Here is a 25086-nt window from a genome sequence, read left to right as displayed (position 1 = left end):
CCTTAGACCGTTAAGTCATTTTCTGATTTTATATCAATCGCTTCTTTTAACAGTTTTTGAAGAACAGCAGCGAAAACAGCAATGACCATAGATGCAAAAACAGGAACCATACCGATAATGATGAGACCTGGAGCATCATCTTTCTCCGCTACGAGATAAACAAACGGCATCATGATTACATATAAAATGCTAATTGTGATAGCACAGTATTTTATTTTCTTCAAAACTCTCACAGACATTTCAGAGAACGCTTCATTCTTATCGATGTAGCATAAAAGACGAAACGCCTGATACAACGCAATAAAATATGGAATCACAGATACATACATAATGGTGACACCAGGATAGAGTAGATACGAATAATCTGGATTAACGGGATGATGAGCTAATTGGATGATGCTCAATACGCATAAAGCAAGAACAGGAATTCCCATAAGACCAACAGCTATTTTTAAAAAAAAGGTTGAACCTTGTTTCATAAAAAGCACCTCACTTATTTATTATCTATCTGAATTTAACACATAATTTATCGTTTTACAATAAATTATTATTCTTTAGTAATATAAAATTGTTGTTGAAATTCTTAATTTATTAGAGAAAGGTTAGGCTATTTTATATAATACGCCTTTAAATATTATCAGGAGTTAAAAGCATACATACTTGTGGCGATGAGGAAAACAATAAGGCTTTACGTAATGAAAGAAGGAGGAATATATGCAACAGGATCAACAATCTAAACGTAATAATAGTAAAAAGAGAAGGTTTGAACCTTCTCCTTGTTTTACAATTCTATTTAGTCATTTTAAAAATTTTAAATATACGATTGTACTTGGTAATAAGGAGAAGGTAAGCCTACTTTCAAGACATACTATCCATTCGAGACATATAGTTCTTACGAAATAATCCAACTATTAAAAGAACAAGTGGATAAATAAGTCCAATAATTAAGCTGTAAGGAAGCCAAGTTTCTGTGTCCCACACTTTTTGGTAAGTAACACTTGGATATACAGTAATAGACAGGACTACCACGATGATGGTACTACCAATGCTGTACAAAATCACTAATACCCTAAACTGATGAGGAGATATCTTGCTTTTATTCAGCATCTTTTCACTTCCTTTTAATTCAATATATTAACTAAAAGCTCAGCAAATGGTTTTAAGATAAGGGCAACCCAGTCAGCAGGGTTAGGGAAATTACTCCAAAATTTTTTAGCCAGTACAATTATAAAACTAAAGTGAAGAAGTAGGATAAATGCTCGAAATTCTTTCTTCGTCTTAGCCTGTATAAGACGAGAACCATCTATTTTTATAAGTATTGCAGATATGATTAACATGCTTACAATTAAAGTCATCTTATTTATTTATACACTCTAAAGGTATCCTTTTGTTATAAATAATTATGTCCCTTACTGTTTAATTTTATTTAATGAGAGGTAGAGAAAAAGAGCAAATGAAAAAGGTCAATTTCACCTTAATTGAAGCCTTACATAAAAATTAACAAGTAGATCTTACCTACCATAAGCACGGTCAGTGTATTACAGAGAGTGAATTCATTCAGTTTGTAGATTCCCTTAGTGATGTATTTATTTTTCAGTAATGACATATTAAGTTAAAGAATAAGATGAGGTTAAGTGGGCTAATCGATGCTCGTTTTGTTTGAAAAGAAAAAAGCTACTCATTTGAGTAGCTTTTCTAAAAAACATATACTTAAAGGAATATAAGGGATTGGGGGTCCTATAGTTTTAGTTTGCCCTAAAAAATAATATTTATTCCTGCATTTTAAGATGATATATGTTTCATATCAAAAGAATAAAATACATAATATGCTTAACAGTAACAACTTTCAATTGTCACAAGAGGACCGAAGTAGGTATATAGTTATTGTTATTTAGTATATTTTAGATAGAAACGGTACTTATAGTTGTGTTACAATATTCTTGGTATACAAAGTGGAATTCATTTTTCCTTTGTGAAGGGGAACGGTATAAACATGTGCCTTTCCTCTTTTCGTTTTTTTAGTTCTATTTCGTTTTATCTTGCTTATTGAAAAAGCCCATATATCAACGGGAACTAGTTTACATACGAAAATTTCTAAAGCTAATTTAGAAATGAAATGGAGAGAGAGGTAACTATGGAAAGAAGCGAACTTAGAAGACAAAAAGCAATCCGGTCAAAACGGAAGAGAAAGCAAAAGCTTAGTCAACATAATGTCTTAAACATATTACTAATCTTCGTATCGATATGCATTGTGTGTCTACTAATCAACTTATCATTAAGATAGAAAAACTCCATTAAGTTGAAGGCAGTCAAGTTTTTCTCTCATAGAGATTTAAAATGGCGAGTAAAGAAGAACTATTGAAAGAAAAGCATAAGTCTTAATTTAAAATAGACTCTTTCTAAAAAACGTTCACCGAAAAGAGAGACTCTTAGTGAATTATCTCAAGCTATGGACAAATGCTGCTTTAACCTTATTTATTAACGTGTAAAAAGAGCATGTAAAAGGGAGGAAGACAATTTAATATGAGTAATCAACAAACAGTAGCCGAAAGCTCTAACATCAAAGCGCTGCCGATTATTACATCGTTTCTTATTGCCGGGTTTATCGGTTTATTTAGTGAAACAGCTTTAAATATGGCATTAAAAGAGCTAATTTCTGGATTTGGCATTCACGAAACAACCGCACAATGGCTGACAACAGGATACCTGTTAACATTAGGAATTCTGGTACCTATTTCAGGTTTTATTCTTCAACGGTTTACGACCAGACAACTTTTTATAGCATCTCTGATCTGCTCTATCATTGGAACATTTATTGCAGCTATCGCACCAACGTTTGGTGTACTAATGATTGCCCGTGTAGTTCAAGCCGTGGGAACTGCTTTGCTTTTACCGCTTATGTTTAACACTATCCTTGTCATTATTCCACCACATAAACGTGGAAAGTCAATGGGTATTATCGGCCTTGTTATTATGTTTGCGCCAGCTGTTGGACCAACAGTATCAGGCTTAATCTTAAAAACACTAACATGGCACTGGATTTTCTGGATTTCACTTCCACTCTTATTTGTTGCTTTAGTATTTGGGGCTTTCTTTATGCAGAACGTTACCACACCAACAAAGCCAAAAATCGATATTATTTCTGTTGTTCTTTCAACAATAGGTTTTGGAGGAATCGTATTCGGATTTAGTAGCGCTGGAGAAGGTGGAGGGTGGGGAAGCTTACACGTTGTTCTAGCTATTGTGATAGGAGTTATTGCATTAGTTGCATTCTCTATTCGTCAAACGAAGATGAAAGAGCCAATGTTAGACCTTAAAGCCTTTAAGTATCCAATGTTTACAATTGGTCTTCTATTAATTCTAGTCTGCATGATGGTACTGCTGTCTGCGATGGTGATTTTACCCTTGTACTTACAGACATCATTAGCTTTATCAACCTTTGCCGCTGGTCTAATGCTTCTTCCTGGAGGAGTTATTAACGGAATTCTTTCACCAGTTATGGGCGGATTATTTGACCGCTTTGGTCCAAAATGGTTAGTTATCCCTGGACTTGTGATTGTAGCGGGCACAATGTATGGTTTCTCAACCGTAACGCTGGAAACTTCAACAGGGTTTATTGTTGGATTACACATTGCGCTTATGATAGCAATTTCGATGATTATGATGCCAGCTCAAACAAATGGATTAAACCAGCTTCCACCTGAGCTGTATCCGCATGGAACAGCGATTATGAACACCTTACAGCAGGTTTCTGGTGCAATTGGAACAGCTGTTGGGATCTCCATTCTCTCATCGGGTTCAAGAAGCTTCCTTGAGACAGTATCAGACAAAATGGATCCATTAAATCAAGTTCTTGCCTTTACCAACGGTGTTCAACATGCTTTCATCTTTGCGATCATTGTTGCAATTGTTGGGCTAGTCATCTCATTTTTTATCAAAAGAGTCAATGTTGAACAGAAGGCGCATGGGTAAAACGATTCAATAGAATGTTTATATCTCTACTATCATGAGTATTTATGCTTTATAAAGAAAAAGGATGACAAGTATACTTGTCATCCTTTTTCTATTTATAAGTTTCTTCTCTTTACCATACTTCAAAACATCCAGAATACTCCTTATGTACAATTAAGAAAAAAATATCACTCTTTAGTTATCTCCCCAGACATCTTGAGCAATTTGAATTACGTGCTTAATTTTATTCCATTGCTCTTCTTCTGTTAATTCGTTTCCTTCTTCTGTACTTGCAAAGCCACATTGTGGACTCAATGACAAGTTATCTAGAGGAACATACTGACTTGCTTCTTGGATTCTTCGCTTAATAATCTCAGCATCTTCTAGTGTAGGGAATTTAGATGTTACTAATCCTAGCACAACTGTTTTATTGTTATGTGTAAAGTTTTTTAATGGTTCAAAATCACCTGAACGCTTATCATCATATTCAAGGAAAAGTCCATCTACATGTAAGTTAGCAAAGATTGCATCAGATATAGTATCATAGCCACCACTTGTGATATACGTAGATCTGAAGTTTCCACGACAAATATGCATAGTAATGAGCATATCTTCAGGCTTTTTGGAAATAGCATCATTTAAGCAACTTACTCTTGTATCAATAATGTCTTTTACATCCATACCAAGCTTCTCAACAACTGCATTTATACGTTCTTCAGAAACAAAATCAATCCAAGAAGTATCATCTAATTGTAGATAACGGCAACCTGCATCGTAAAAGGCTTGAATGGCCTTTTGATAAGCAGCTACAGTATCATGATAAAACTCCTCTCTGTTCCCATTGTAATATGTATCTTCTTGAATTCGAGTAAATAACATGTTGGGGCTTGGAATAGAGAATTTAGCAACTTGGCTTTCATCACCATGTTGTTCGACAGCTTCTTTTAAAAACGTAAAGTGTTCTAGCATATAATGGTGATTGAAGTCCACTTTACCTACTACTTTAATCGCTTTATTTTTTGTTTTTGCTCCTTTGAATTGACTGATGTATTCTGTTTCAAACTCTTCTACGCCTTCTAAGCCTGATAAAAAGTCCAAATGCCACCATGAGCGCCTAAATTCACCATCTGTGATGGATTTAAGCCCAACTTCAATTTGTTTCTGAACAAGTTTTTCAATTTCTTTGTCCTCTACAGATTTTAAATCAGCCTTATTGATTCTCCCATTCACATACGCTTCTCTTGCTTCTTTAAGGGGAGTTGTTCTTAAAAAGCTGCCTACGTGATCAGCTTTAAATGGAGCCTTCACTAATGTCTTTGTCATGGTTTTGTTTCCTTCTTTCTTTTCAAAATAAAAAACCTCTTCTTAAAAATAAGAAGAGGTTAATGATCATTATCGGTTCTCTTCTTATCTTCAAGCAAATTGCTACTGGAATTGGCACAGTACTTTAACAGTCTGTTGCCGAGGCTTCCTAGGGCCAGTCCCTCCACCTCTCGAGATAAGAATATTCAATTTAATTAACTAGAAAAAAGATTACACCTGTTTTCTTAGCTTGTCAATAAAAAATTGAAAAATCAGAAATAACATACCTCTTATCTCACTACTTACTATTAACCTAATGCAGTAAGCAGGCGATGTGAAAATTGCAATCTAGCTTCCTTCAAAAGTTCTGTAAAAGGTGGTGTTTTTTACGAGAATGGCCCGATGTGGGATGAAAAAGAGTATATAAGCTTAGATGATTATACAGTAAAAAGAGAAAGGGTTTATCCTTCTTTTTTTTTGTTTTTTTATTAGAAAAATCAAATTAATTTCTTTGGAATTTTACCATTTTGATTTAATATACTATACTTAATTTTTAATTAATATTTATAAAAATAAACAATGTCGGAAATAAGAAACTTGAGTATGACTACAAGAGAAGTATTACTCTATGAAGCTAATATAGACCTGGAAAAATGTACTGTATATGGTTTATCTGCTAGAAATGGTAGTGGGAAAACAACTTTATTAAGAACAATAAGTGGTCTTAGAAAGGAGCCTGAAGGTTCTATTTTAATTCAAGAAGGTAGCAAAACCTTAACTTTATTAGAAAGTAAACAGAAATTGTTTTATTATGAGACAGTCCGATGGTTTGATACTAATTTATCAGGGTTTGATTATTTAAACTTTATTCAATCTGCTTGGTCGAACGAGTGGCATACATCAATAAGTGAAGTTATAAGTTTCTGGGACATAGATAACTACATAGTAATCACTTATCACATTTTGACCCTCAAGAAAATGCACTACATACATATATTGGATGCTATCATGTTGTAGGTAAGGTATTTCATAAAACACCTGTGGAAATTATGAATTCAGATCATACAATTGAAATAAGTAATACTCTACATGGTGGCTTCTCCAACGATTTGGAATTTGTCCCTAGCGGATTTACCAAACCTGTACTTCAACTAGATTTTGAGATAGAAGTTCTTTGGGTACTTCTTGAAGAGCCATATTAAGGTAATGTTGTACCTTAACTATCGTCTTAAAATGTATTATCTCAATACTAAAAGAGACGAAAAAAGTTATGAAAATTCCCATCTAAGATTTAAATAAAAGAAGCAAACTCCTAATGATAGGGAGTTTGCTCTTTTTGTTTTTTAAAATATTCCTGCCGGACAACAAGCCCTTTTTTTCCAACATGCTTTTGATTTATTTATATGTATGATATTAATCTAGTGATTTTATCTATTTTACTAGGCACTTCATATTGATTATCCTATTTTTCTTAGTTATAATATTGTTGTTATATTTGTAATAATAATGTAATATTATTGTAACTTATATACATTTTTGTAGTGTTATATAAGTTGGTGGCTAATTTAAAAACTAAAAAAGTTGTTTATGGATAAACCCTTAGGTGTTGTGGTAACAGTCATGAGGGTAAAAGTTTGAATAAAAAGGTGAGGAAAATGTGGAAAAAAATATTTATTTTAGTTGTTCTAGGATATATATTCTTGAGTAGCAAGTACTTTCTGCAGAATTATGTGTATGCTGGCACATATGAGCAAGACATAACTGTTAAAGATGACTTGCTGTCTAGTCTTCTTTCAGAAAAAGCTGTTTTTTAACGGCTTTTATGAGCTAAGTAAGAGAAGCAGAAAGAACTCTGTGTGAAGATGCAGGGGATAAATAAGGTGATGCTTTACTGATATTGTCAGTCTCTTGGCTTATCTCCAAAGGTAAAAAGCAAAAATAAGCGGTATTTGAAATATTTGTAGGGCTTCTCGTTCTAATACGTGGAGTAGGTACTTATACATCGTCTGGATGAAAACGAAGTAGAGAAGAAATATTTGATTGAGAAGAGAACGCTGAGGGAGTAAGAATAAAATGAAGAATTATCTAGATGTGGAAGAAGGAAAAAATGGATGGAAGCGTTATTTAAGCACAACGATACTGGCTTCTGCGTTCATGCTATTAGGGTCGATTATTTATATTATAGCTGACATGGTTATGGTTGCAGCTGATGAAAGTGGAAAATCATACTTTGATTTTGATAGTGGAATTGCTGTAGGAATCAATGCTAATCTCGATTTTCTGTTATCTCATATTGTTTACATATGTTGGATTTTTGGTTTGTGGATCGGAATTCGTTTCATTCATAAAAGAAAAATGAAATCATTAATAACCTCTAATAAACGTGTGAATTGCAAGAAAATAATATGGTCCTTTGGAGCTTTTAGCATGTTATTAATCGTTGGGCAAGTAATTGATGTTGTTTTTAACCATTCGGATTATTCATGGAACCACGTAAGCCTGAAAGAGTATATCTTCTTAATCCTTATTACGTTTTTATTAGTGCCTATTCAAACAACAACGGAGGAACTGTTCTTTAGGGGACTTCTTCTCCAATGGGTGAGTAAGAAAGTGAAGCGCCCCATTTTACTGGCCATTATTGTTGGACTAATGTTCTCCATAGGCCATTTTGCTAATCCTGAAATGAATATATCCATTATATTAGTCGGACTGGATTACATTGTAGCTGGTTTTGCTCTTACATATATCGCCATTAAAACAAAAAGCTTAGAAATTACCATTGGAGCACATGCAGCAAATAATATGTTTCTGGCTCTGTTCCTTACAACGGACGATTCTGTCTTCGGATCTATCCCAAGTTTGTTTAAGGTAGCTAACACTGAGCCAGGAGCTAACCTTATTTGGTCGATTATTACTTTTAGTGTTTTTTATATCTTATGTAGAGGGAAAATAAAAAAGGAAGAAGCAGCTAACGACGATCAGCTTATTGCTTAAATTAGTGGAACCAATAACTAAATAAGATGGGAGATGTAACATAGTGAGTGGAAATCACGATGAAAAGAAACCATTGACTCGTGCAGAAATGAAGCGAGACCACTTAGCTACTCAACATCGCATTTTAAATGTACTTATAGTCCTTGCATCGATTGCTGCAGTGTACCTAGCTATAAAAACGATATTTTAAAAGAGCAACCTTTATGGTTGCTCTTTTTATTCCTACAGTATGTTACCTAAGAATGTATACAACATTAAGATATAAAATATAGAAAAAATGTTATTATATAGTTATTACTTCAAAAATAAAATGATGTATAGGGGATATCAGCTAATATGTTTTTTGTCATTATAGGATTTATAGCCGTCTTTATAACTTTATGTTCATTAGAAGCTAAGCTAAGAACGATAGTCAAACAAATAGCTTCTTCTTTGCAAAACGAACAGGTAAGTTTAGAATCCCTAATTTTTTTTCATGAGGAACCTCAAGGCGTGTAATACCATCCTTAACATGTTCCTTACAAACCACTAGCATATATTTCATCTCATTTCTCTCAAAAATTAGGATTAATCTTGGTTTCTTAAGCTAGCCTCGAACATATCAATGATATGAAGAAATCTTTCAGCTTCACGAAAAGTGTGATCTGCTAAAAGAGGGTGTATAATGCTTTTAATTCTACATTCCTCAATTAAATCTCTCGCAGTTTTCTTAAAATCCCGAAGAGAAGCTACAGAAACACGATTCTCATCAAGGAATTGATCTAGGAGGGGTACGGTTTGGGACTGTGGTTTCATCGAATCTAAATCTCTAGCCTGAAAAACCAACTGATCAAAATCATTACTAAAGTTTCTAGCCATATCTACTAGTTTTCTTTCTGATGGATCAAGGAGATGTCCTATGAATTTAGCATGATCAGCCATAATTCTTAAAAAGAATACATTCTCTTTGATAATAGCATCGGCAAGTGGTTTCAATTTTCCTTCGTTTAATTCAATTAGTCTTTTTCTAAAATAATTAGCTTCTCTACTAATGTGATCAACTAAGAGAGGAAAATTGTTTGCTCCTTGCATTTTTCCATTTAAAATTAACCCTAAAATTTTTCTCTTAAAAGCAAATATGCCAGTAGCAGCTTGTTGAACTTCTGAATTAAATCTCTTCATTTGTTCAGGATCAATTTGACTGGTAAATGAGTGAGCTCTTTGTTCTATTTGTTCAAACAGATGGTAAAATTGATTTGCTTCCTGAATCAATTGCGTATCCTCACATCTAAAACCTAATCTAAGAAACAAAGAATGTTCCTTCATAATCCTTGACCAAAAACGAATTTCATCTAAGGACCTCTCTACAAATCCATCGATCATTATTACTCCCCCTACTATTAAAAGTTAACTTCACTGTCATATTATTCAGATTTACGATTGAACATGCGTAAAGCCCCATTAAAACAAGCTCAAGTCTAATTTTAGACCTGAGCTTGTTTTAAATTTCCTCTCATGAATAACCTGCAATATTTTGAGCAAACTACCCAAGATGCTTTAAAGTATCAAATAAAACGGAATAATGTACACATCAGAAAAACTCCTTACGGAAATAGGGAGTTTTTCTTTTTGATACATAGATTATTGATAGCTTGAGCAAACTACCCAAGATGCAATGAAGCATCACTCATGAAACCTAATTACGTCATAGAAAAAACTACCTTCTCCCTAACTCTAAGGTGGTTTTTTCTATTTTTGGGCTGTATATGATATACAATTATAGTTAACATAATCACTCTTTCCGGTACACATACCAAAAACGAGCCCTTGATACACAAGGCCTCGTTTGCTTTATAAATTTATTTTTTATACAGCATTTTATGCATTGTTGATTTATCAGTATTTATGACCAATATGAATGGAGAAAGAATGAGTGAAAAAACTGCCTTTTATACATCACTCTCCTTTATAGCATGGTCATCTCAAGGGAAATTAATAAAATGATAAGCCCTAAAATGACAGAAACCATATTGAACCACCATTTATTTCGTGATTTAAGAATCCATAGGCCAGCAAGTATTACCATTAAATATTTAGAAACAGTTTCGTTTACATGCAATACTTCAGGTAAAAAGATCGCTGATAAATAAAAACCAGCAGCTAATATCAAAGAGTTTCTAACTAAAATGAACAATATAAGTACACTCCGTTAAATATTTTTAGATATGAATTTTATAACATATATTGAATTAGGTCGTTTGGTCAACCCGTTAGTGACTATATATTGCATATGAGATTGATCGTCTTATGTCAATAATTTCTCTCTTACGGGTTCTAACTTTTTGAACTTCTTATGATAAGATTGTCGTTGTAATAAGTGTAGTCTCCACATCCGGAAAATGTTCAATATGGCCCGTTTCAATATTCTTTACTTGAAAATTCTTTAGTTCTTTAGAATAACTGAGAGAAAGGGTATTATTTCCATTGCGAAAGGTATGAGTGATTTCACTATCTTCATATCGTAATAAAGTTTCTAACATTTCTTTGATTTTTATTATTGTCATGTATCACCAAACCCCTTTCTCACTATTTAAAGAAATTTTACAAATTAAAGTTTAATCCATTTTAACATAGGGTATATTTATAAGTTATTACCTTCAATAATTGAAATAAAGATTTTAAAAATGAAATAAATTTGTAAAAAAAACAAAAAATGTAATGTTGTATTGGGATTAGGTGCTATATGACGAATGCAACATAGTTAGCAATTCTTAATATATATAGTAAAAAAGATGGATGTAAAATACATGTTTTGAGGGTAAAAACAAAAAGAGTCGTATTTAAAAATGATATTTTTGAGGAGGTAGGAGGTATCTGACATTGAGTAGTGCATCTAGATTCAAAATGCGTATTTATAGCCCTCGGTGGGGACTTAAGGACCTTTATCATTTTAAAAAAACAAAAGGGGGTTGGAAGTTTGAAAACTATAGATGTAAGGGTGAAGTAGATAAAGGCGGTAATCCTTTATTTTATAAAGCCCTTATTACTGAATCCATTTCCTATCCTGATCATCTAGAGATTTATATTTCTAGTGCATGGGAGAATGTTGACACGTTAAATAAAGAACAAGTGCAGAACATTTTTGATGAACTATCTGAATGGATATCAGCCAGTGAAAATAACCTCCATTGACCCTTTATCATGTTGAAAGAAGTGTCACTACCATGGGTATGTTCAAGATTTACAAATTGGTTATAAAAGCATTAGCATTTTTTATCTGAAGCCATATCTATTGTAGATAGTACAAGGAAGACTTTTCTTTATAGACAATGAAAAGATGACATTTTACTTTGGGATATTAATTATTTAAAGCTAAGTATAATCAAAAAAAATAAGGGGGATTTAAAATGGAGATTATTTATAATCAGAGAGAGAAAATGACTGATTTTATTAGAGACAACAAACAGAGTTTTCAGGATAAACTTTTATCAGAGGCGGTTAACGTTGCCTCTAAGATTAATGATATTTTAGAAACTGGAAATATTGATCTTTTAAAAAATGCTCAAAAGTTATCTCTATATGTCGTGGAGCAAAAAGAAGAACAACTCATTGCTTTCGCTCAACAAGAAGGGGTAGCCTGGGCGGAGCACGCCTTAACTCTTGCCTTCAAACTAGAATGGGTACAGGCCATTAGGCGAACGTTGTGGCATTTTCTCTATCAATATGACCGAATAAATAACCATTTTAATAGCCGTGAAGAATTTTATGCCTTAGAGAAACGTATTAATGATAAGATTGATCAATTTCTTAACACTTTTCTCATTAGTTATTCCAAATATAAAGATGAATTAATTGCCTCCCAGAGGGACTTAGTTGAACATCTATCGGTGCCTATTATACCACTTAGCCAATCTGTAGCTGTATTACCATTGATTGGAATGGTTGACACATACCGTATCCAAACGATTGAGGAGAAAGTATTGATAGGCATATCAGATTTAAGGATTGAAACATTAATTATAGATCTTTCTGGAATTGCCAACATGGAGATGCATGTTATTGACCATCTTCAAAAAATATTAACTGGCATTTCAATGATGGGATGTAAGGCTATTCTTACAGGTTTACGTGCTGATCTAGTGCGGACAATGATTCACTCAGGAATCTCCTTTGAAGAAAAGGCAGAAACAAAAGGGACGTTACAGCAAACATTAAAAGAATATCTAGAACTCCACCAAATGTAGGAGGAATAGGGTAGTTTACTCTACACACAGAAATGAAAATGAATTTATGAAATTAGAATCGTTTTTGAAAAAATAAATCAGCATTCAGAAAAGCCTACTGATCCATTCTTTATCAGTAGGCTTTTCTTTTTAATACATAAGTTATTAACCACTTGAGCAAACTACTCACAGTGTCAAAAGACATATGGACATGTATAGCATACTGGCAACCAGAAAAATCACTGACGGAAACAGTGATTTTTCGCTTTTTTAGGCTGTATATGCACCTTTAGTTAACATAAAACAGATTATCGGAAGGACATTAATACAATATTTATAAAGTAACTTTTGGTCGCTAAGATCCATCTTATATTTTCTTGAATCCTTTGCTCCTTATAGAAATAAAAAGAATAAAAATAACTTCTTTTGTTTTTTATATTTTTTGGTCTTTTTTTATTTGAAATTTTAATAGATAATTAGAAGAGGTAAGAATGGAGAATTTTATACTACGAAATTAACAAAAAATAAGCGTTTTGACACGTAATGATATAATTAATTTAAAAAATTAAATAACAGCCTCAACAGGCTTTTCGGAGGAAAAGAGGAAAAAATGAAAGATGAAATAAAGTTTTTAGGGGATACAATCCTAGAGTATAGATTTGAAATTGCTAATGAGGTACATGAAAGTAGAATTATTGGTATTACAGAAGAAGAAAAAAAACAATTGGCTCCTTTTGAAGCAGAACTTATTAATATCCGAGCTCACTTTATAAGTTTATTTGGTGAAGTTCTTAGGGATCATCTAGATGAAGAAACCGCACTCCAAAAATTTACACAATGGGGAAAAGACACAGGAGAAATGTTTTGCAATTTGAAGGTCCCATTGGATGAAGCGTTAAAAGATACAAGATATTATCGAACTTTCTTATGGAAGAAATTGAAGGAAGTAATAAAGAAAAACAATCTATCAATAGATACGGTATTTGAAGTAGGTGGAATTATTGATCTTCTTTTAGATCATGCTGCTTATTCCTTTAGTTTAAATTATGTGCATTTCTATCAATTAACCCTTGAACGTGCGCAAAGTGCATTTCTTGAATTATCGGTGCCTGTTGTACCTTTAGCCAAAGAAATCGCTGTTTTACCTCTCATTGGAAATATAGATACGGAAAGAGCCAATTATCTAATGGAAGAAACGTTGAAATCAGTAAACAGACTACAGCTTCAACGGTTAATATTAGATTTGTCGGGTGTTTATATTATAGATACTATGGTAGCAGATCGGATTTTCAAAGTGATAGACTCGTTAAAGCTTCTTGGTGTAGAAACAATCCTAACAGGAATTCGTCCGGAAGTTGCACAGACCATTGTAAGTATTGGCATTGATTTCAGTAGTTTGACTATAAAATCAAGTTTACAAAAGGCAATAGAAGATGTACTTATTCATGTGTAGTTTTAAATAAAAACTTCTTTTTATAAATTTATATACTCAGAACAATAAAGAAAAGCTTGCTAAATAAAGAAAGCAAGAGATAAAATGACTACCTAAATGTATTAATGAATAAGAAGATGAGGAAGTGACAATTATTGAAAGGGATTATAGGCGTTGCTAAGCACTTAGATGACAACGCAGAAATGTTAGCAAATGAAATTGTTCAAGAAATTTCTCAGAGCCCCAATTTTGAAGCTCTAAAGGAGGAACTTGAACAAGCAATTATCGTCTATACTGAATTTATTAGGTTTTTAGGGGAAAGTCTCCTTAGCAGTGAAAACAACATACCTGAAGGACTTGTTGAATGGAGTAAGACCAATGGTAAGCGTACAGCATCCCAACGGGAGAGAATTTCTATTATTATTACACGCTATCCTCCTACTCGCCTAGTCTTTATCGATTACCTTACTAAAATAAGTATAGAACACGGACTCTCTACAGAAGAAGTTGTATTGATTAATAAACGATTTAACTATCTGCTGGATATAAGTATCACCGAAACTGTTATAGTATTTGAACAAGTAAAAGATGAAATTATTAAAAAGGCACAACAAGAGGTGTTGAAGCTATCGGTTCCTGTCGTCCCCATTCAGGATAAAACCGCCGTTCTCCCACTAATAGGCTCTATCGATTCAGAAAGAGCTGAATATATCTTGGAGAATGTGATCTTGAAAATTCTCGAAATGAAAGTAGAGTATCTGATTGTTGATTTTTCAGGCATCTTGAATATAGATACTATAGCTGAACGTTACCTCTTTGATATCTACAGTGTTCTTCGCTTACAAGGTATTGAGGTCATGATGACAGGTATACGACCTGAACTTGCTCAAACTGTTGTTAGAAATGGCTTTGATTTCTCATCTATTAAAACCTATGCAACAGTTAAACAAGCGATAGAAACTCAAAAAAGCTAGGAAATTAAGTTTCCCAGCTTTTTTGCATTAAGTTGATTTAAGATGTATATCATATAAGAGATTAGTTAACATAATCACAATTCTAGGTATTAGGCATAGAGGAAGGTGAAAGAGAAGTTCTCTTTCACCTTCCTTTATTTTCCCTTATATATTTCTATTATATTTTTTTCAGGATCATAAAAATGTGCAACACGGGATCCCTAGTCTTTTCTATCATGAGGTTTATTGATAAATCCAACACTTTTATCTTTTAAATTGTTGTAATATATGTCAACGTCTGGGACTTCAAGTTGAATTACAAATTTCATTTGTGAAGTAGTTTCATCCAGTTGATATTCCTGAAAAAGTGCCTCAGCCATTTTCTCTTGAGAGAAGAGAGCGATGTTTGCTTTCTCAAAATATGCGTATTGCTGTTCATCGTCATGTCACTCCTCAAATCCAAGGATATCCCTGTAGAATCTGAGACAGTCTTGAAAGTTGGTCACACATAATCTGCTTGCATGAAATTCCATCTTTAATCCCTCCATGTTATCTAGCAAAAGATCTTAGAACGTTAGGATAATACGAATAAAGTTAATAGAGAAAAAGGCTGGTTAGTTCCTCCTCCTCTTCATAAGTCTAAAAATACGGATTGTTAACGATTAGCTTTCTAGAAAAGTTTACCTTAAATAATAAAAAAGATGTCCCTATTTGCTAAAAGACACTTTTTTATTTCCCATAACTGACATTATGTTAAGTAAATAATGCTCCACAAATCCGTTATTTTATGACTATTCAATAACTTACAATTTATAAGCTGTAAAAGCCACTACTAAAAGGCTTTTTAGTATCAAATATGTTAATTAAATGTGTATAGGATATTCATCTAAAAAGAGAAAAAGTCAATTCAAAATAGTAGAGAAATGCTTTTATACCAGCTGCATAGTTAGAGTAGCATGACATATTCTGCTTGAGGCCCTTTATGACCTTTATATTCTATATAAGAAACTTCCTGACCTACTTTTAAAGAGTTGGAGTTATAAATAGAACTAAAATGAACAAATAACTCCTCAATCCCATTATCTGGTGAGATGAACCCAAAACCTTTTTCCCTGTCGTAACATTTCACTTTTCCTGTTTTACTTTCCATTATAGATAATCTCCTAATATATTTATTTGTAAGGTAATTATACATGAATATAAAATAAGCTGCCTCTTTATGATCCTTAGTAGTTTTTATAGTAACCAAAGATATATAGCAGATAGAAAATAAAAAAGAAAAAGCTCATAAGATTGAACTTTTTCTCAGAAATATAGGACTTATGACTGCTAGTTATATTCTATGATTCCTACTTTGTTTTAAGCCTACTGATAAAGCTTATTATAGAAATAAAAAAATACATGTTATGAAAAGTTTTTATCTAGTAATTAAATTACGTTATGGAATTATATATATAATCATTTGTTATGTAAGCGATTTCTGTTATACTAAGGTTAGGTGGATAGCATGCGTGGCTATCATTGTATTTGGCGCAGGTGGGGCCCATACAAAAAGAAAGAATGAACTTTTCTTAACTCTGCGTTGTGTTACATACAACTTCATACATACAAGTTAATACAATCAATAAGTACATTATTAATTTGTATGTATATGAGATTACTAGATAGGTAATGATAGAGGTAAGAAACATAAATAAAGGAGGAAAAGATGTTGAAAGAATATAAACAGGTGTTTTCTGATTTTATTGACGAAGACCGATTCGAACTACATTCATACCTTACTTATTTATTCAATCAATCTCAGGATAAAGATTTAATTCAGTTAGAAGATGAACATATAACATAATAAACGTACACATATTGTAAAGTGAAAGGGTAAATATATGAATAAAAAAATAGGATAAGCGACCTTACTGTTCGAATTAAGATAGATAAGTCGCTTATTATTGTTCTCATGGAAAGGCTTCCTGTTAGTGGGTTAATTCTATTACATAGGGTATTCTATGAAATACTTCGAAGCTGTTTAGTTAATCGTAAGAGAGTTTCTTTATCTTTATTCTTTGAAGCTTGTTCCATTTGCACCAAAATTTCTGTTTTTTGAACGTCACGTAGATTTTTCATTGACAAAAGTTGATTAAATGTAGAATTCATGTCTTTTATCTCTCCTATCTTTGTGCAACCGGTTTTCTTTTTATTCCACAACAATCATCCTTTTCCCTTTAAAATATCTTTACTATTTAAGATCGTAAAGAAGGATTTCTTTGCAAGAAAAAAGATAGGTGTAAAATTAACACCTATCTTTAAGTAGCTTATCAAAGATGTATTTAATAGATAGAGTTATATTGGTATGGAAAATGTCTATGATTGCAGAGGTAACGTCATCTTCTGTCGGACGCTCCTTCGCTTCATAATAATGCGTACTTCTTGAGAGTTGTAGGACTTTGCACATTGCTGATATCGAGTATTTGTGTTGATTATTCTCGATCACTTTTACTTTCGTCCTAGTATCAGCGCGGCTTGCTATAAAATATCATTCTCCATTTCTAATTGTTTATTTTGTTTGCGAAGCTCCATCAGTTCTTTTTGTTCCTCAGTCAGATTATCTTTTTCTTTAAACGAACCAGATGTTTGACTTTGCTCCACCCACTTATCTAAAGAGGAAGGAGTCAAGTCATATTCACGAATAATCTCTTTTCTCGGCTTTCCACTCTGATATAGCTGCACCATCTGTTGTTTAAATTCCTCTGTAAATGTTCGACGTTCTCTTCTGGTCATTGTAGATGCTCCTTTAATAGGTTATCTGTAGTCTACTTGACCTTAAAAATTCTGTCCAACTAAGTGTAGCCTATCCATTTTTTGTTTGTCCTTCTTGTCAGGTAAGAGTACATTATAAAAAGGAGCACTTCCTTTCACGTGAGCATTCCCCAAGTTGTACATATGTAAAGAAGCAGTTGGAGAAAAAATATAGATAAGTAAAGAAAAAAGCCAGACTAGTTAAAATCAGTCTGGCCTCTTAAGATAACATGTGCATTGAAATCAAAAGATATCTCGATTATAGCATATATTCTAGGTGCCCATAGAAGGATAGGTTGAGAATCTTCATATTTAGTATAAAGTCCGAACTAATTAAAATAAAAAAAGGTGCTTTCCTTTAGGAAAAGCACCTTTTTTCGAAATTAAAGTATTGGTTAAATTTATTATAACATGTTCTGCTTCAAAAAAGATAGGAAGACTTTGTCATAATCAAAGTGCAATACGATTAATACTGATTGAAACTAGAAAGTTTTCCTTTTTTACAATATGTGGTATATTGAGTTAAAAAGGAAAATGAGCGCTATGATAGGTCTTATTAGTGTGATTGTGTTATGTAACTTTATTGCGTTTAAAACGAATAAAAGATTAACAGGAAATCAAATTCTGCATATTTGGCTTATTACAATCGCTCTTCAAAGTAATTTCGACGTTTTTATTGATTTAAAATATCATGGATACTGGTATTTTACAGAGGGAGCAGATTGGAAAGGAATCCTTGTCCATACGGTGTTACTACCACCTGTGAATATGATTTTTCTTAATTGGTATCCTTTCAAAAGGCCGATTATTAAAAAAATTTCCTACCTGATCTTTTGGGTAATAGCTATTTTGCTTTATGAAATGATGACATTATTGCCAGAGCCATGGGGTTACTTTCACTATGGTTGGTGGAGTTTATGGCATTCAGCTGTTCTTGACCCTTTTCTTTTATTGATGATATTAAGATACTATAAGTGGGTATGTAAAATAGAAGAAAAAGCGTTATCAAGAAAAAAATAAACTACCTCAATTTGCAGGAGAGGCAGGCTGTAGAGCGCCCTGTTTCATTTTTTGAAAAAATAAATGCAACCTTTCATCCTGGTTCATATTTTGAGTACTTGTTTGCTCCTAATAAAAAAATAAAAACCATGGTGATAAACTTATTCCATTTGTCATTCAAGAACCATGATACATAAGAGATAAAAACTAAACCATTTCAAAAGTGCTGAAAATCGGCACTTTTTTTAATTAGTAAAGAGTGGGCAAAAGCCCTGAATGAATCCACAATGTCTTAATAAATAACAAATTAGAATAAAGGTAGTCCATTAAATTTGGAGAAGCTCTTGCTCTTACTTTCAGGGACAAGTAAAGTGAAGGAAGTGATAGGTGATGGTAAGGAGGTACAAAAGAAAAGGTTTTCATAATTTAGTGTGAATCAATTATAAACTTATTTCACTCACAGTTATCTTATAAAAAGGAAGTGTGATTATGCCAAAAGGAAAGGGAGTTAAAAAAACCATTGAGATGTTATGGGGCATTCCTATGTTTCCAGTACTCTTGCTGGGGAATTTTGTATTTGGGTTAGCCACATCTTTTTTTGCACCATATGCCTCATTGTTTGGTATTGACGAAGTCGGAATGAGCAATATACAATTTGGCTTTTTTATGACCATTATTTCAGTAGGTGCGGTTGTTATTACCACCATTATTGGTAAAACCTCAGACCGAGTTCCCAGTCGAAAAAAATTGTTATTACTCACTACGGGCGCTGCCATTTTAGGGTACGCTGGATTTGCATTCATCCGTAACTTTTATCTTCTTGCTTTTATTGCTTTCTTTTTACTAGGAACAGCAGCCTCTATCGTACCTCAATTATGGGCATTTACAAGAGAAGCATTAAAACAAAGCACAGTAGAAGATAAAGAAACGCCTTTTGTAATGAATGTTTTCCGTGCGTTTTTCGCTCTCTCTTGGACTGTGGGGCCAGCAGTTGCAGGTTGGGTATTGTATGCGGTTGGATTTAAGGGACTCTTTTTATGTGTATCAGGCGGATATCTACTAGCAGCGATTGCGTTAACCTTTTTATTAAAAGATATCAAAATTGAAGTGGAAGCTAAGCCAGCTCCTGTGGTTCTGCGTAAATTTATTGTTCAATCTCATATCTTAAAGAACATTATCGCAATGACGTGTATGGCTATGGCTGCTTCTATGGCTAATTTAAACATGTCGCAATTTATTACGAAAGTACTTAACGGGACAGAAAAGCAAGTAGGGCTAGTTGTGAGCGTACCTCCAGTATTTGAGGTCCCATTTATGATTGCAGTGGGGATATTAGCCACAAAAATCGGTAGTCGGCTGTTGATACGATTGGGATTTGGTATTTCAGTTTTTTACTATGGACTCTTATTTTTAGTCACAGAACCGTGGCAAATCTATCCGATTCAAATATTAAGTGCTGGACAGGTTTCCATAACAGCTGGCATTGCGGTGTCGTACTTTCAAGACTTTATTCCAGATGAACCAGGGACGGCAACGGCGCTATATATGAACACGACACAAGTAGGAAATGTGCTTGGCTTCCTGGGGTTCGGATTCTTTTCAAGTTTGATAGGGTACCTTAATTTATATTTGTTATGTACAGGACTTGTTATTGTAGGGTTAACTATTTTGTTAAGCGAAAGAGGAAAAAAGAAACTAAAAGGAGTAATTCCTCTTGTCCCAAAATAATGCTGTTTTTTAATCAGAGTAAACAATTAGAAGTAATTAGAAGTAAAATGATAATTTTGGGAAGGGGTTATTTCGAAACAAGAACAATATCCTGCTGTTAGGACAGATTTAGAGGGGGATTTTTCCTTATAAATGGCTTTTTTTAGACGATACGGAGTATTTGTAAAAAGCTCAAAATGTTGATAAATCAACCATATATAAAATCCTACATAAACGATAAATTTAAGTGTAGCGCAATCTCTTTTTGCCCAAGGGATTGCGTCTTTATTTGGTTCCTGAAATCTGAACTATGTTAACTAGCATTTATTTTAATGAATGGATCAAGCGGAATACTAAATTTGCTTTATTTCTTAGAGAAATCATCAAACATAGTCCCCTTTTTTAAGTTGCTGAACATTAAAAGTTAATGATGCTCCCCCTCTAAGATGTATTCGTCTCGATTTGCTTTCTCAATATTGCACCCAACGTAACAATAGTATATTGTTGTATTCAGTTATATAGTTCATCAACTTAAACCATTAAACCGATTATTGGAGGTATTTTACTCAATGAATAAACAGGACCAACTAAATATGATCAAAGAGGATTTTATTAATTGTCAAAAGGTACTATTGGCAATTGGTGATGAAACACGTCAATCGATCTTGTTAGTTCTAATGGGGACGGATTGTCAAACAGGATTACGTGTGGGTGAAATCACTGAACAAACACACCTTTCTCGACCTGCTGTTTCACATCATCTTAAGGTTTTACGAGATGCTGGTGTTATTTTAATGCGTAAGGAAGGGACAAAAAACTTTTATTATATTAATGTACGTACAGAATTAGGTTTATTAAGAACGCTTGTGCTGGATATTGATAAGTTCATGCAGAACTTTTATAGAAATGATGGAATTTAAACACACGTTATTTGGAGGTATAGGCTATGAAAGCAATGGTTATTGATAGGTATGGGAAAGTTCCAATATGTTTGTAATAAATTACCACACCTGAAATTGGTGAATATGAGGTACTCGCAGAAATTCATGCAGCTAGTATTAATCCTGTTGATTTTAAGATACGCGATGGGAAAGTGAAATTGTTAGTTAAATATAAAATGCCTCTTATCTTAGGGAATGACTTTTCTGGTGTCGTTGCAAAGGTTGGCGCAAAAGTGACTCGTTTTAAAGCTGGTGACGAAATATATGCACGTCCACGTAAGAGTAAAATCGGTACTTTTGCTGAATATATTGCTATTCATGAAGATGACATCGCCTTAAAACCTAAAAATTTGAGCTTTGAAGAAGCAGCATCGATCCCACTGGTTGGGTTAACCTCCTATCAAGCACTAACAGACATTTTGCAATTACAAAAGGGACAAAAGATTTTAATCCAAGCTGGGGCTGGTGGTGTCGGTACCTTTGCTATTCAACTGGCCAAATTAATGGGTGCCACTGTTGCAACGACTGCCAGTGAAGCTGGTGCGAATTTAGTAAAATCTCTTGGTGCAGATGAAATTATAAATTACAAGACAGAAAAATTTGAGGAAATACTGAAAAACTATGATGCAGTATTTGATACACTTGGGGGCGAGATACTCGAAAAATCATTTGGTGTTATAAAAGGCAGAGGAAAAATTGTTTCCGTTTCGGGTTTACCGAATGCTCGTTTTGGTAAAGAATATGGTTCCGGATTTTTTAAGACGTTGTTGTTTTCAGCAGCAAGTCATAAACTTACTGTGCTTGAAAAAAAGCATAATATTCAATATACGTTTTTATTTATGAAGCCAAGTGGAGAGCAATTACGTATAATCGCAAATTTTATTGAGACTGGTAAAATCAAACCTATAATTGATAGAGTTTTTCCTTTTGGAGATGCTCAAAAAGCGATGGAATATGCGGAGTCAGGAAGGGCGAAAGGGAAAATAATATTAAAAATCAGATAGTTGTCAAACGAAGCAAAAAATATATCATAAATTCATATTTTATACCAATTTATCGTTTGTCTTCCCCTTATTCTACCAAAAACGTTCGTGAAAGTTTATAGTTTTTAGAAGACGTTCATAATTTATTTCCCAACTTAAATGAACGATAAAAACGATAGATTTTATATCCAAAACAAAAGTCCGTAAACGTATACGTTTACGGACAAGATAGTGAAATCCGTTATAAAATGTTAAAATAAGTATTATTGTTAACAAAATAAAAAGCCACCTAGCGTAAGGTAGCTTACTTTTTATTCTATATTATCTTGAATTAGCTTTGCTTCTTTCTTCTTAAACTAAAGATCAACGAAATAACGCCTAATGCTAATGCAATAGTGGAAAGAGTAGTAGGAAGTGTAGCATTTGAATCATTGGTAGTTTCTTCATTAGTAGCAGTGGTTTCGTTAGTAGCTGATGTATGAGAATCTCCCTCTGCTCCGTTTCCTTTTACTACCGTTGTAATAGATGCAGGTGTATCTGCATCAGCTGGTCCTTCCCATGCTACTGTTGATCCATCTTTATATGTTTGATAAGCCTTCCAAACAATCTTCTTAGCATTATCGCCTACTTTTCCTTGCATATTGAATTCCCCAAACTCTGTAGGTGACAAACCTGCATCAGTAGCTGTCCATGTCACACTTGTAATCAAACCTGAAGAGTCTTTTTGAAGCTCATATTTCCATCCTTCTTTAGGCTCAAATCGAGATATTTCTACGTCTTTTGGAATATCAATTTTCACTTTTGTAGTTGGAATATCTTTTTCAGTTGGAACGCGTACAGTAAATTTTTCATAAGAGCCTTGTGTCGCTTCTTGAGGGTATACGACAACATGAGCACTCGCAGTTCCCGCAAATGCAATCGTTGAAAGAACTAATGTAGATAAAAGAGCTGTTACTTGTTTTTTCATTTCTTTTCCTTCTTTCTAAAATCATTATTTAACATCATAAACAACGATGTCTTTATAGATTACAACCTCATCTAGGTTTGAGGTCACAAGCCGTACGGCAATTTGCCATCTTCCCGCATAAGGAATGACAAGGTTGTTTGTTTCATACATCTTATACTGTAATTGTTGTTTCTCCTGACTTTCGTCTTTATTTACTTTTAAGGGCACGTCAATTGGTGCAAGCTCTCCTTTATTCTTAGGAGAAAGTGCAATGTCTATCGATTGAATAGAAGATCCATCCTGTGGTAAAGATGCTTTTACCCAGAGAGAATCCTTGCCTGGAGATAAGGTTGACGTTTTTACGAGAAACTCTATGTCTTGCTTATTTTCTTTCCATACCAAGGGTTCATTCTGTGGAATGGGGTTTAAGTGTGTAATCATTCCTACAATCAGGACAATAACCAGCATAAAACTTACATCGGAAATCAAAAACTTTCCAAGGCTTGATGAATCGTTCTTTCGGAGATGTTCTCTAATGAGTATCCCTACACCAGCTACTAACATGACCATAAATATTTTAGCTAACAATAACAGTCCCCATGTGGTTTTAAAGAGTGCTGTTATGTCTGGAAGAAGCTTTAATGTGTAAAGAACACCCGAAAGGATTAATAGAATAAGACTCACAAAGGCTATACGCGAAAAAATCGGAAGAAAAGCTAGAGCTTGTTCTCTCTCCTTACGCCAAATCATGAAAAGATAAACTAACCCAGCTGTCCATAAAGAGGCTGTAACTAAATGGATAAAGTCTAAAATCATTGTATAGACTGGTACGTCCGATGCTACAGCGTGACCATTTAACGTAGTAGCTACTAACAGCAAAAATACCCATATGAAATCAAGCCACTTATTCTTTAGTAGGAAGAGAAATCCTACACACGCAAGAAGGATACAAGTCATCCACGACCAACCAGTAGCAGAATGAATGACAAATATTTTTATTTGCGAAAGGTTAGAACCCTTTAATAGCGCAGTACTTTGGACTCCTATACTAATCAGTAAAAAAATGATATAGGCAATTTGGAGGTACTTTACATTCGTTTTATACTTTTGTTTTTGTTGATCTGATTGATAAGGAACATACCATTTCCATAGGACAAAGCCAACTAGCCATGATAAAGCCAGATAATAGAATATCTGCACTATAGAAAATCCTATATTATAAAAAGAGCTCTGCTTGCCATTTTCACCTTGATTACTAGTGTCATTTGTAATAGCTTGATCCATTTTTTCTCCTATAGAAAAGACGTACGTTCCTTGTACAGGATGGCTATCCGCAGAAATGACTGAATAGCTAACGGTGTAAATACCTTTTTTAGAAGACGGTACATCTAGGAAAATGGTTTGGTGAGTTCGATTCATTGTTGCTTTCTTAGTGGTAATAAGCTTCCCTTTATCATTGCGTACTTGAAGATTAAAAACGCCTTCTCCTAGTCGTTCATTAAACGTCAATGATACCTTGTCAGGCATTTGCTTTAGTTGACTTCCTTCTTTCGGTGATGCATCCAAAAGGACTGCGTGTGCTGATACATTAAGAGGAGCACCTAAAGCAAAAAAAGATATGGATAAAAGTAAAGCTATCTTTTTTAACATACATTTTTCACCTATAGATTCTTATTTTATAATATTCATTCTTAGTATAAGTTTAGCCTTAAACAAAGAAAATCACTCAGTAGAGTGATTTTCTTTAAATAGTAGACAAAAATATTGAACATTTTAGAACAAATGAGAAGCAACACAATGAAATAGAAAAGCTTTTTTAGGTGTTAGCTTCCTAGAAAACTCCATTATGGTAACTAATGTTTCATATTGTATATATATTAATT

The 25086-nt window shown here is 33.5% G+C and carries 21 protein-coding genes, 2 pseudogenes and 1 riboswitch; of the genes and pseudogenes, 13 read left to right on the top strand and 10 right to left on the bottom strand.

What is annotated here, in order from left to right; translation table 11 throughout:
* Positions 1 to 2 precede the first annotated feature (2 nt).
* Together M3225_RS00735 and M3225_RS00730 are read right to left on the bottom strand one after the other, a co-directional pair.
* Positions 3 to 479 carry a DUF2975 domain-containing protein gene (locus tag M3225_RS00735; RefSeq protein WP_251390356.1) on the bottom strand — a complete coding sequence of 159 codons (477 nt, stop codon included), beginning with the start codon at positions 477 to 479 and terminating at the stop codon, positions 3 to 5.
* Between the two features lie 379 nt (positions 480 to 858).
* A complete protein-coding gene (locus M3225_RS00730; protein ID WP_251390355.1) occupies positions 859 to 1107 on the bottom strand; it encodes a hypothetical protein in 249 nt (82 codons plus the stop codon).
* 1416 nt (positions 1108 to 2523) lie between these two features.
* Here M3225_RS00730 and M3225_RS00725 point away from each other — a divergent pair.
* On the top strand, positions 2524 to 3972 hold the full coding sequence (locus M3225_RS00725) for a DHA2 family efflux MFS transporter permease subunit (protein ID WP_251390353.1): 1449 nt from the start codon (positions 2524 to 2526) through the stop codon (positions 3970 to 3972).
* 174 nt (positions 3973 to 4146) lie between these two features.
* On the opposite strand, the gene M3225_RS00720 is transcribed toward M3225_RS00725, so the two are convergent.
* Positions 4147 to 5274, bottom strand: a complete 1128-nt coding sequence (locus M3225_RS00720; RefSeq protein WP_251390351.1) for a 5-methyltetrahydropteroyltriglutamate--homocysteine S-methyltransferase — start codon at positions 5272 to 5274, stop codon at positions 4147 to 4149.
* Between the two features lie 81 nt (positions 5275 to 5355).
* A riboswitch (SAM riboswitch) is annotated at positions 5356 to 5456 on the bottom strand.
* Positions 5457 to 5856: 400 nt separating this feature from the next.
* Between M3225_RS00720 and M3225_RS00715 the strand changes: the two genes are divergently transcribed.
* From M3225_RS00715 to M3225_RS00705, 3 genes are all read left to right on the top strand, one after another.
* Positions 5857 to 6270, top strand: a complete 414-nt coding sequence (locus M3225_RS00715) for an ATP-binding cassette domain-containing protein (RefSeq protein ID WP_251390349.1) — start codon at positions 5857 to 5859, stop codon at positions 6268 to 6270.
* 1056 nt (positions 6271 to 7326) lie between these two features.
* Positions 7327 to 8247, top strand: a complete 921-nt coding sequence (locus M3225_RS00710; protein WP_251390347.1) for a CPBP family intramembrane glutamic endopeptidase — start codon at positions 7327 to 7329, stop codon at positions 8245 to 8247.
* Between the two features lie 43 nt (positions 8248 to 8290).
* Positions 8291 to 8437 carry a hypothetical protein gene (locus M3225_RS00705; protein WP_251390345.1) on the top strand — a complete coding sequence of 49 codons (147 nt, stop codon included), beginning with the start codon at positions 8291 to 8293 and terminating at the stop codon, positions 8435 to 8437.
* A 377-nt stretch (positions 8438 to 8814) separates the two neighbouring features.
* Here M3225_RS00705 and M3225_RS00700 read toward each other — a convergent pair whose 3' ends face one another.
* Both M3225_RS00700 and M3225_RS00695 read right to left on the bottom strand, forming a co-directional pair.
* Entirely contained in the window at positions 8815 to 9609 is a 795-nt protein-coding gene (locus M3225_RS00700; RefSeq protein WP_162213552.1) for a DUF2935 domain-containing protein, read from the bottom strand.
* Between the two features lie 968 nt (positions 9610 to 10577).
* Complete coding sequence (locus M3225_RS00695; RefSeq protein WP_251390343.1) at positions 10578 to 10790, bottom strand: hypothetical protein; 213 nt, start codon at positions 10788 to 10790, stop codon at positions 10578 to 10580.
* A gap of 316 nt (positions 10791 to 11106) precedes the next feature.
* Here M3225_RS00695 and M3225_RS00690 point away from each other — a divergent pair, with 316 nt between their 5' ends.
* From M3225_RS00690 to M3225_RS00675, 4 genes are all read left to right on the top strand, one after another.
* Positions 11107 to 11418, top strand: coding sequence for a hypothetical protein (locus M3225_RS00690; protein ID WP_251390341.1), 312 nt, complete (start codon positions 11107 to 11109; stop codon positions 11416 to 11418).
* A 215-nt stretch (positions 11419 to 11633) separates the two neighbouring features.
* Positions 11634 to 12470 (top strand): STAS domain-containing protein, encoded by an 837-nt coding sequence (locus M3225_RS00685; protein ID WP_251390339.1) that lies wholly within the window; start codon positions 11634 to 11636, stop codon positions 12468 to 12470.
* 589 nt (positions 12471 to 13059) lie between these two features.
* Complete coding sequence (locus M3225_RS00680; protein WP_251390337.1) at positions 13060 to 13902, top strand: STAS domain-containing protein; 843 nt, start codon at positions 13060 to 13062, stop codon at positions 13900 to 13902.
* 134 nt (positions 13903 to 14036) lie between these two features.
* Positions 14037 to 14855, top strand: coding sequence for an STAS domain-containing protein (locus M3225_RS00675; RefSeq protein WP_251390334.1), 819 nt, complete (start codon positions 14037 to 14039; stop codon positions 14853 to 14855).
* A gap of 925 nt (positions 14856 to 15780) precedes the next feature.
* Here the strand turns inward: M3225_RS00675 and M3225_RS00670 are convergent.
* The gene (locus tag M3225_RS00670) at positions 15781 to 15984 is read right to left on the bottom strand and encodes a cold-shock protein (protein WP_251390332.1); all 204 of its coding nucleotides are present in this window, start codon (positions 15982 to 15984) and stop codon (positions 15781 to 15783) included.
* 561 nt (positions 15985 to 16545) lie between these two features.
* On the opposite strand from M3225_RS00670, the gene M3225_RS29395 reads away from it, so the two are divergent.
* Positions 16546 to 16680: a hypothetical protein gene (locus tag M3225_RS29395; protein WP_285885288.1), complete on the top strand. Its 135-nt coding sequence runs from the start codon at positions 16546 to 16548 to the stop codon at positions 16678 to 16680.
* A 155-nt stretch (positions 16681 to 16835) separates the two neighbouring features.
* Here the strand turns inward: M3225_RS29395 and M3225_RS00665 are convergent, their stop codons facing one another.
* Both M3225_RS00665 and M3225_RS00660 read right to left on the bottom strand, forming a co-directional pair.
* Positions 16836 to 16985: a phosphoesterase gene (locus M3225_RS00665; RefSeq protein ID WP_095380783.1), complete on the bottom strand. Its 150-nt coding sequence runs from the start codon at positions 16983 to 16985 to the stop codon at positions 16836 to 16838.
* Between the two features lie 199 nt (positions 16986 to 17184).
* Positions 17185 to 17609: pseudogene (locus M3225_RS00660) on the bottom strand (transposase); the annotation flags it as partial.
* Between the two features lie 561 nt (positions 17610 to 18170).
* On the opposite strand from M3225_RS00660, the gene M3225_RS00655 reads away from it, so the two are divergent.
* The 4 genes and pseudogenes from M3225_RS00655 (at position 18171) to M3225_RS00640 (ending at position 22278) form a co-directional block, all read left to right on the top strand.
* Positions 18171 to 18647 (top strand): hypothetical protein, encoded by a 477-nt coding sequence (locus tag M3225_RS00655; RefSeq protein ID WP_251390330.1) that lies wholly within the window; start codon positions 18171 to 18173, stop codon positions 18645 to 18647.
* Between the two features lie 468 nt (positions 18648 to 19115).
* Complete coding sequence (locus M3225_RS00650; protein WP_251390328.1) at positions 19116 to 20354, top strand: sugar efflux transporter; 1239 nt, start codon at positions 19116 to 19118, stop codon at positions 20352 to 20354.
* 548 nt (positions 20355 to 20902) lie between these two features.
* Positions 20903 to 21253 carry an ArsR/SmtB family transcription factor gene (locus M3225_RS00645; protein ID WP_251390325.1) on the top strand — a complete coding sequence of 117 codons (351 nt, stop codon included), beginning with the start codon at positions 20903 to 20905 and terminating at the stop codon, positions 21251 to 21253.
* Positions 21254 to 21279: 26 nt separating this feature from the next.
* Positions 21280 to 22278 (top strand): annotated as a pseudogene (locus M3225_RS00640) (NADP-dependent oxidoreductase).
* A 310-nt stretch (positions 22279 to 22588) separates the two neighbouring features.
* Here M3225_RS00640 and M3225_RS00635 read toward each other — a convergent pair.
* Together M3225_RS00635 and M3225_RS00630 are read right to left on the bottom strand one after the other, a co-directional pair.
* A complete protein-coding gene (locus M3225_RS00635) occupies positions 22589 to 23224 on the bottom strand; it encodes a YcnI family copper-binding membrane protein (RefSeq protein WP_251390323.1) in 636 nt (211 codons plus the stop codon).
* 24 nt (positions 23225 to 23248) lie between these two features.
* Positions 23249 to 24853 (bottom strand): copper resistance CopC/CopD family protein, encoded by a 1605-nt coding sequence (locus tag M3225_RS00630; protein WP_251390321.1) that lies wholly within the window; start codon positions 24851 to 24853, stop codon positions 23249 to 23251.
* Positions 24854 to 25086 lie beyond the last annotated feature (233 nt).

The sequence above is a fragment of the Priestia aryabhattai genome (assembly GCF_023715685.1).
GTDB lineage: Bacteria > Bacillota > Bacilli > Bacillales > Bacillaceae_H > Priestia > Priestia aryabhattai_B.
This window is presented reverse-complemented; position numbering and strand designations above follow the sequence as displayed.

Excerpts from the sequence above, each read along its gene's own strand:
- M3225_RS00710 (WP_251390347.1), top strand. The coding sequence starts at position 7,327 with ATGAAGAATTATCTAGATGTGGAAGAAGGAAAAAATGGATGGAAGCGT.
- M3225_RS00655 (WP_251390330.1), top strand. The coding sequence starts at position 18,171 with ATGATAGGTCTTATTAGTGTGATTGTGTTATGTAACTTTATTGCGTTT.
- M3225_RS00735 (WP_251390356.1), bottom strand. The coding sequence starts at position 479 with ATGAAACAAGGTTCAACCTTTTTTTTAAAAATAGCTGTTGGTCTTATG.
- M3225_RS00715 (WP_251390349.1), top strand. The coding sequence starts at position 5,857 with ATGACTACAAGAGAAGTATTACTCTATGAAGCTAATATAGACCTGGAA.
- M3225_RS00630 (WP_251390321.1), bottom strand. The coding sequence starts at position 24,853 with ATGTTAAAAAAGATAGCTTTACTTTTATCCATATCTTTTTTTGCTTTA.
- M3225_RS00680 (WP_251390337.1), top strand. The coding sequence starts at position 13,060 with ATGAAAGATGAAATAAAGTTTTTAGGGGATACAATCCTAGAGTATAGA.
- M3225_RS00635 (WP_251390323.1), bottom strand. The coding sequence starts at position 23,224 with ATGAAAAAACAAGTAACAGCTCTTTTATCTACATTAGTTCTTTCAACG.
- M3225_RS00720 (WP_251390351.1), bottom strand. The coding sequence starts at position 5,274 with ATGACAAAGACATTAGTGAAGGCTCCATTTAAAGCTGATCACGTAGGC.
- M3225_RS00725 (WP_251390353.1), top strand. The coding sequence starts at position 2,524 with ATGAGTAATCAACAAACAGTAGCCGAAAGCTCTAACATCAAAGCGCTG.
- M3225_RS00730 (WP_251390355.1), bottom strand. The coding sequence starts at position 1,107 with ATGCTGAATAAAAGCAAGATATCTCCTCATCAGTTTAGGGTATTAGTG.
- M3225_RS00695 (WP_251390343.1), bottom strand. The coding sequence starts at position 10,790 with ATGACAATAATAAAAATCAAAGAAATGTTAGAAACTTTATTACGATAT.
- M3225_RS00665 (WP_095380783.1), bottom strand. The coding sequence starts at position 16,985 with ATGAATTCTACATTTAATCAACTTTTGTCAATGAAAAATCTACGTGAC.
- M3225_RS00645 (WP_251390325.1), top strand. The coding sequence starts at position 20,903 with ATGAATAAACAGGACCAACTAAATATGATCAAAGAGGATTTTATTAAT.
- M3225_RS00650 (WP_251390328.1), top strand. The coding sequence starts at position 19,116 with ATGCCAAAAGGAAAGGGAGTTAAAAAAACCATTGAGATGTTATGGGGC.
- M3225_RS00700 (WP_162213552.1), bottom strand. The coding sequence starts at position 9,609 with ATGATCGATGGATTTGTAGAGAGGTCCTTAGATGAAATTCGTTTTTGG.
- M3225_RS00685 (WP_251390339.1), top strand. The coding sequence starts at position 11,634 with ATGGAGATTATTTATAATCAGAGAGAGAAAATGACTGATTTTATTAGA.
- M3225_RS00670 (WP_251390332.1), bottom strand. The coding sequence starts at position 15,984 with ATGGAAAGTAAAACAGGAAAAGTGAAATGTTACGACAGGGAAAAAGGT.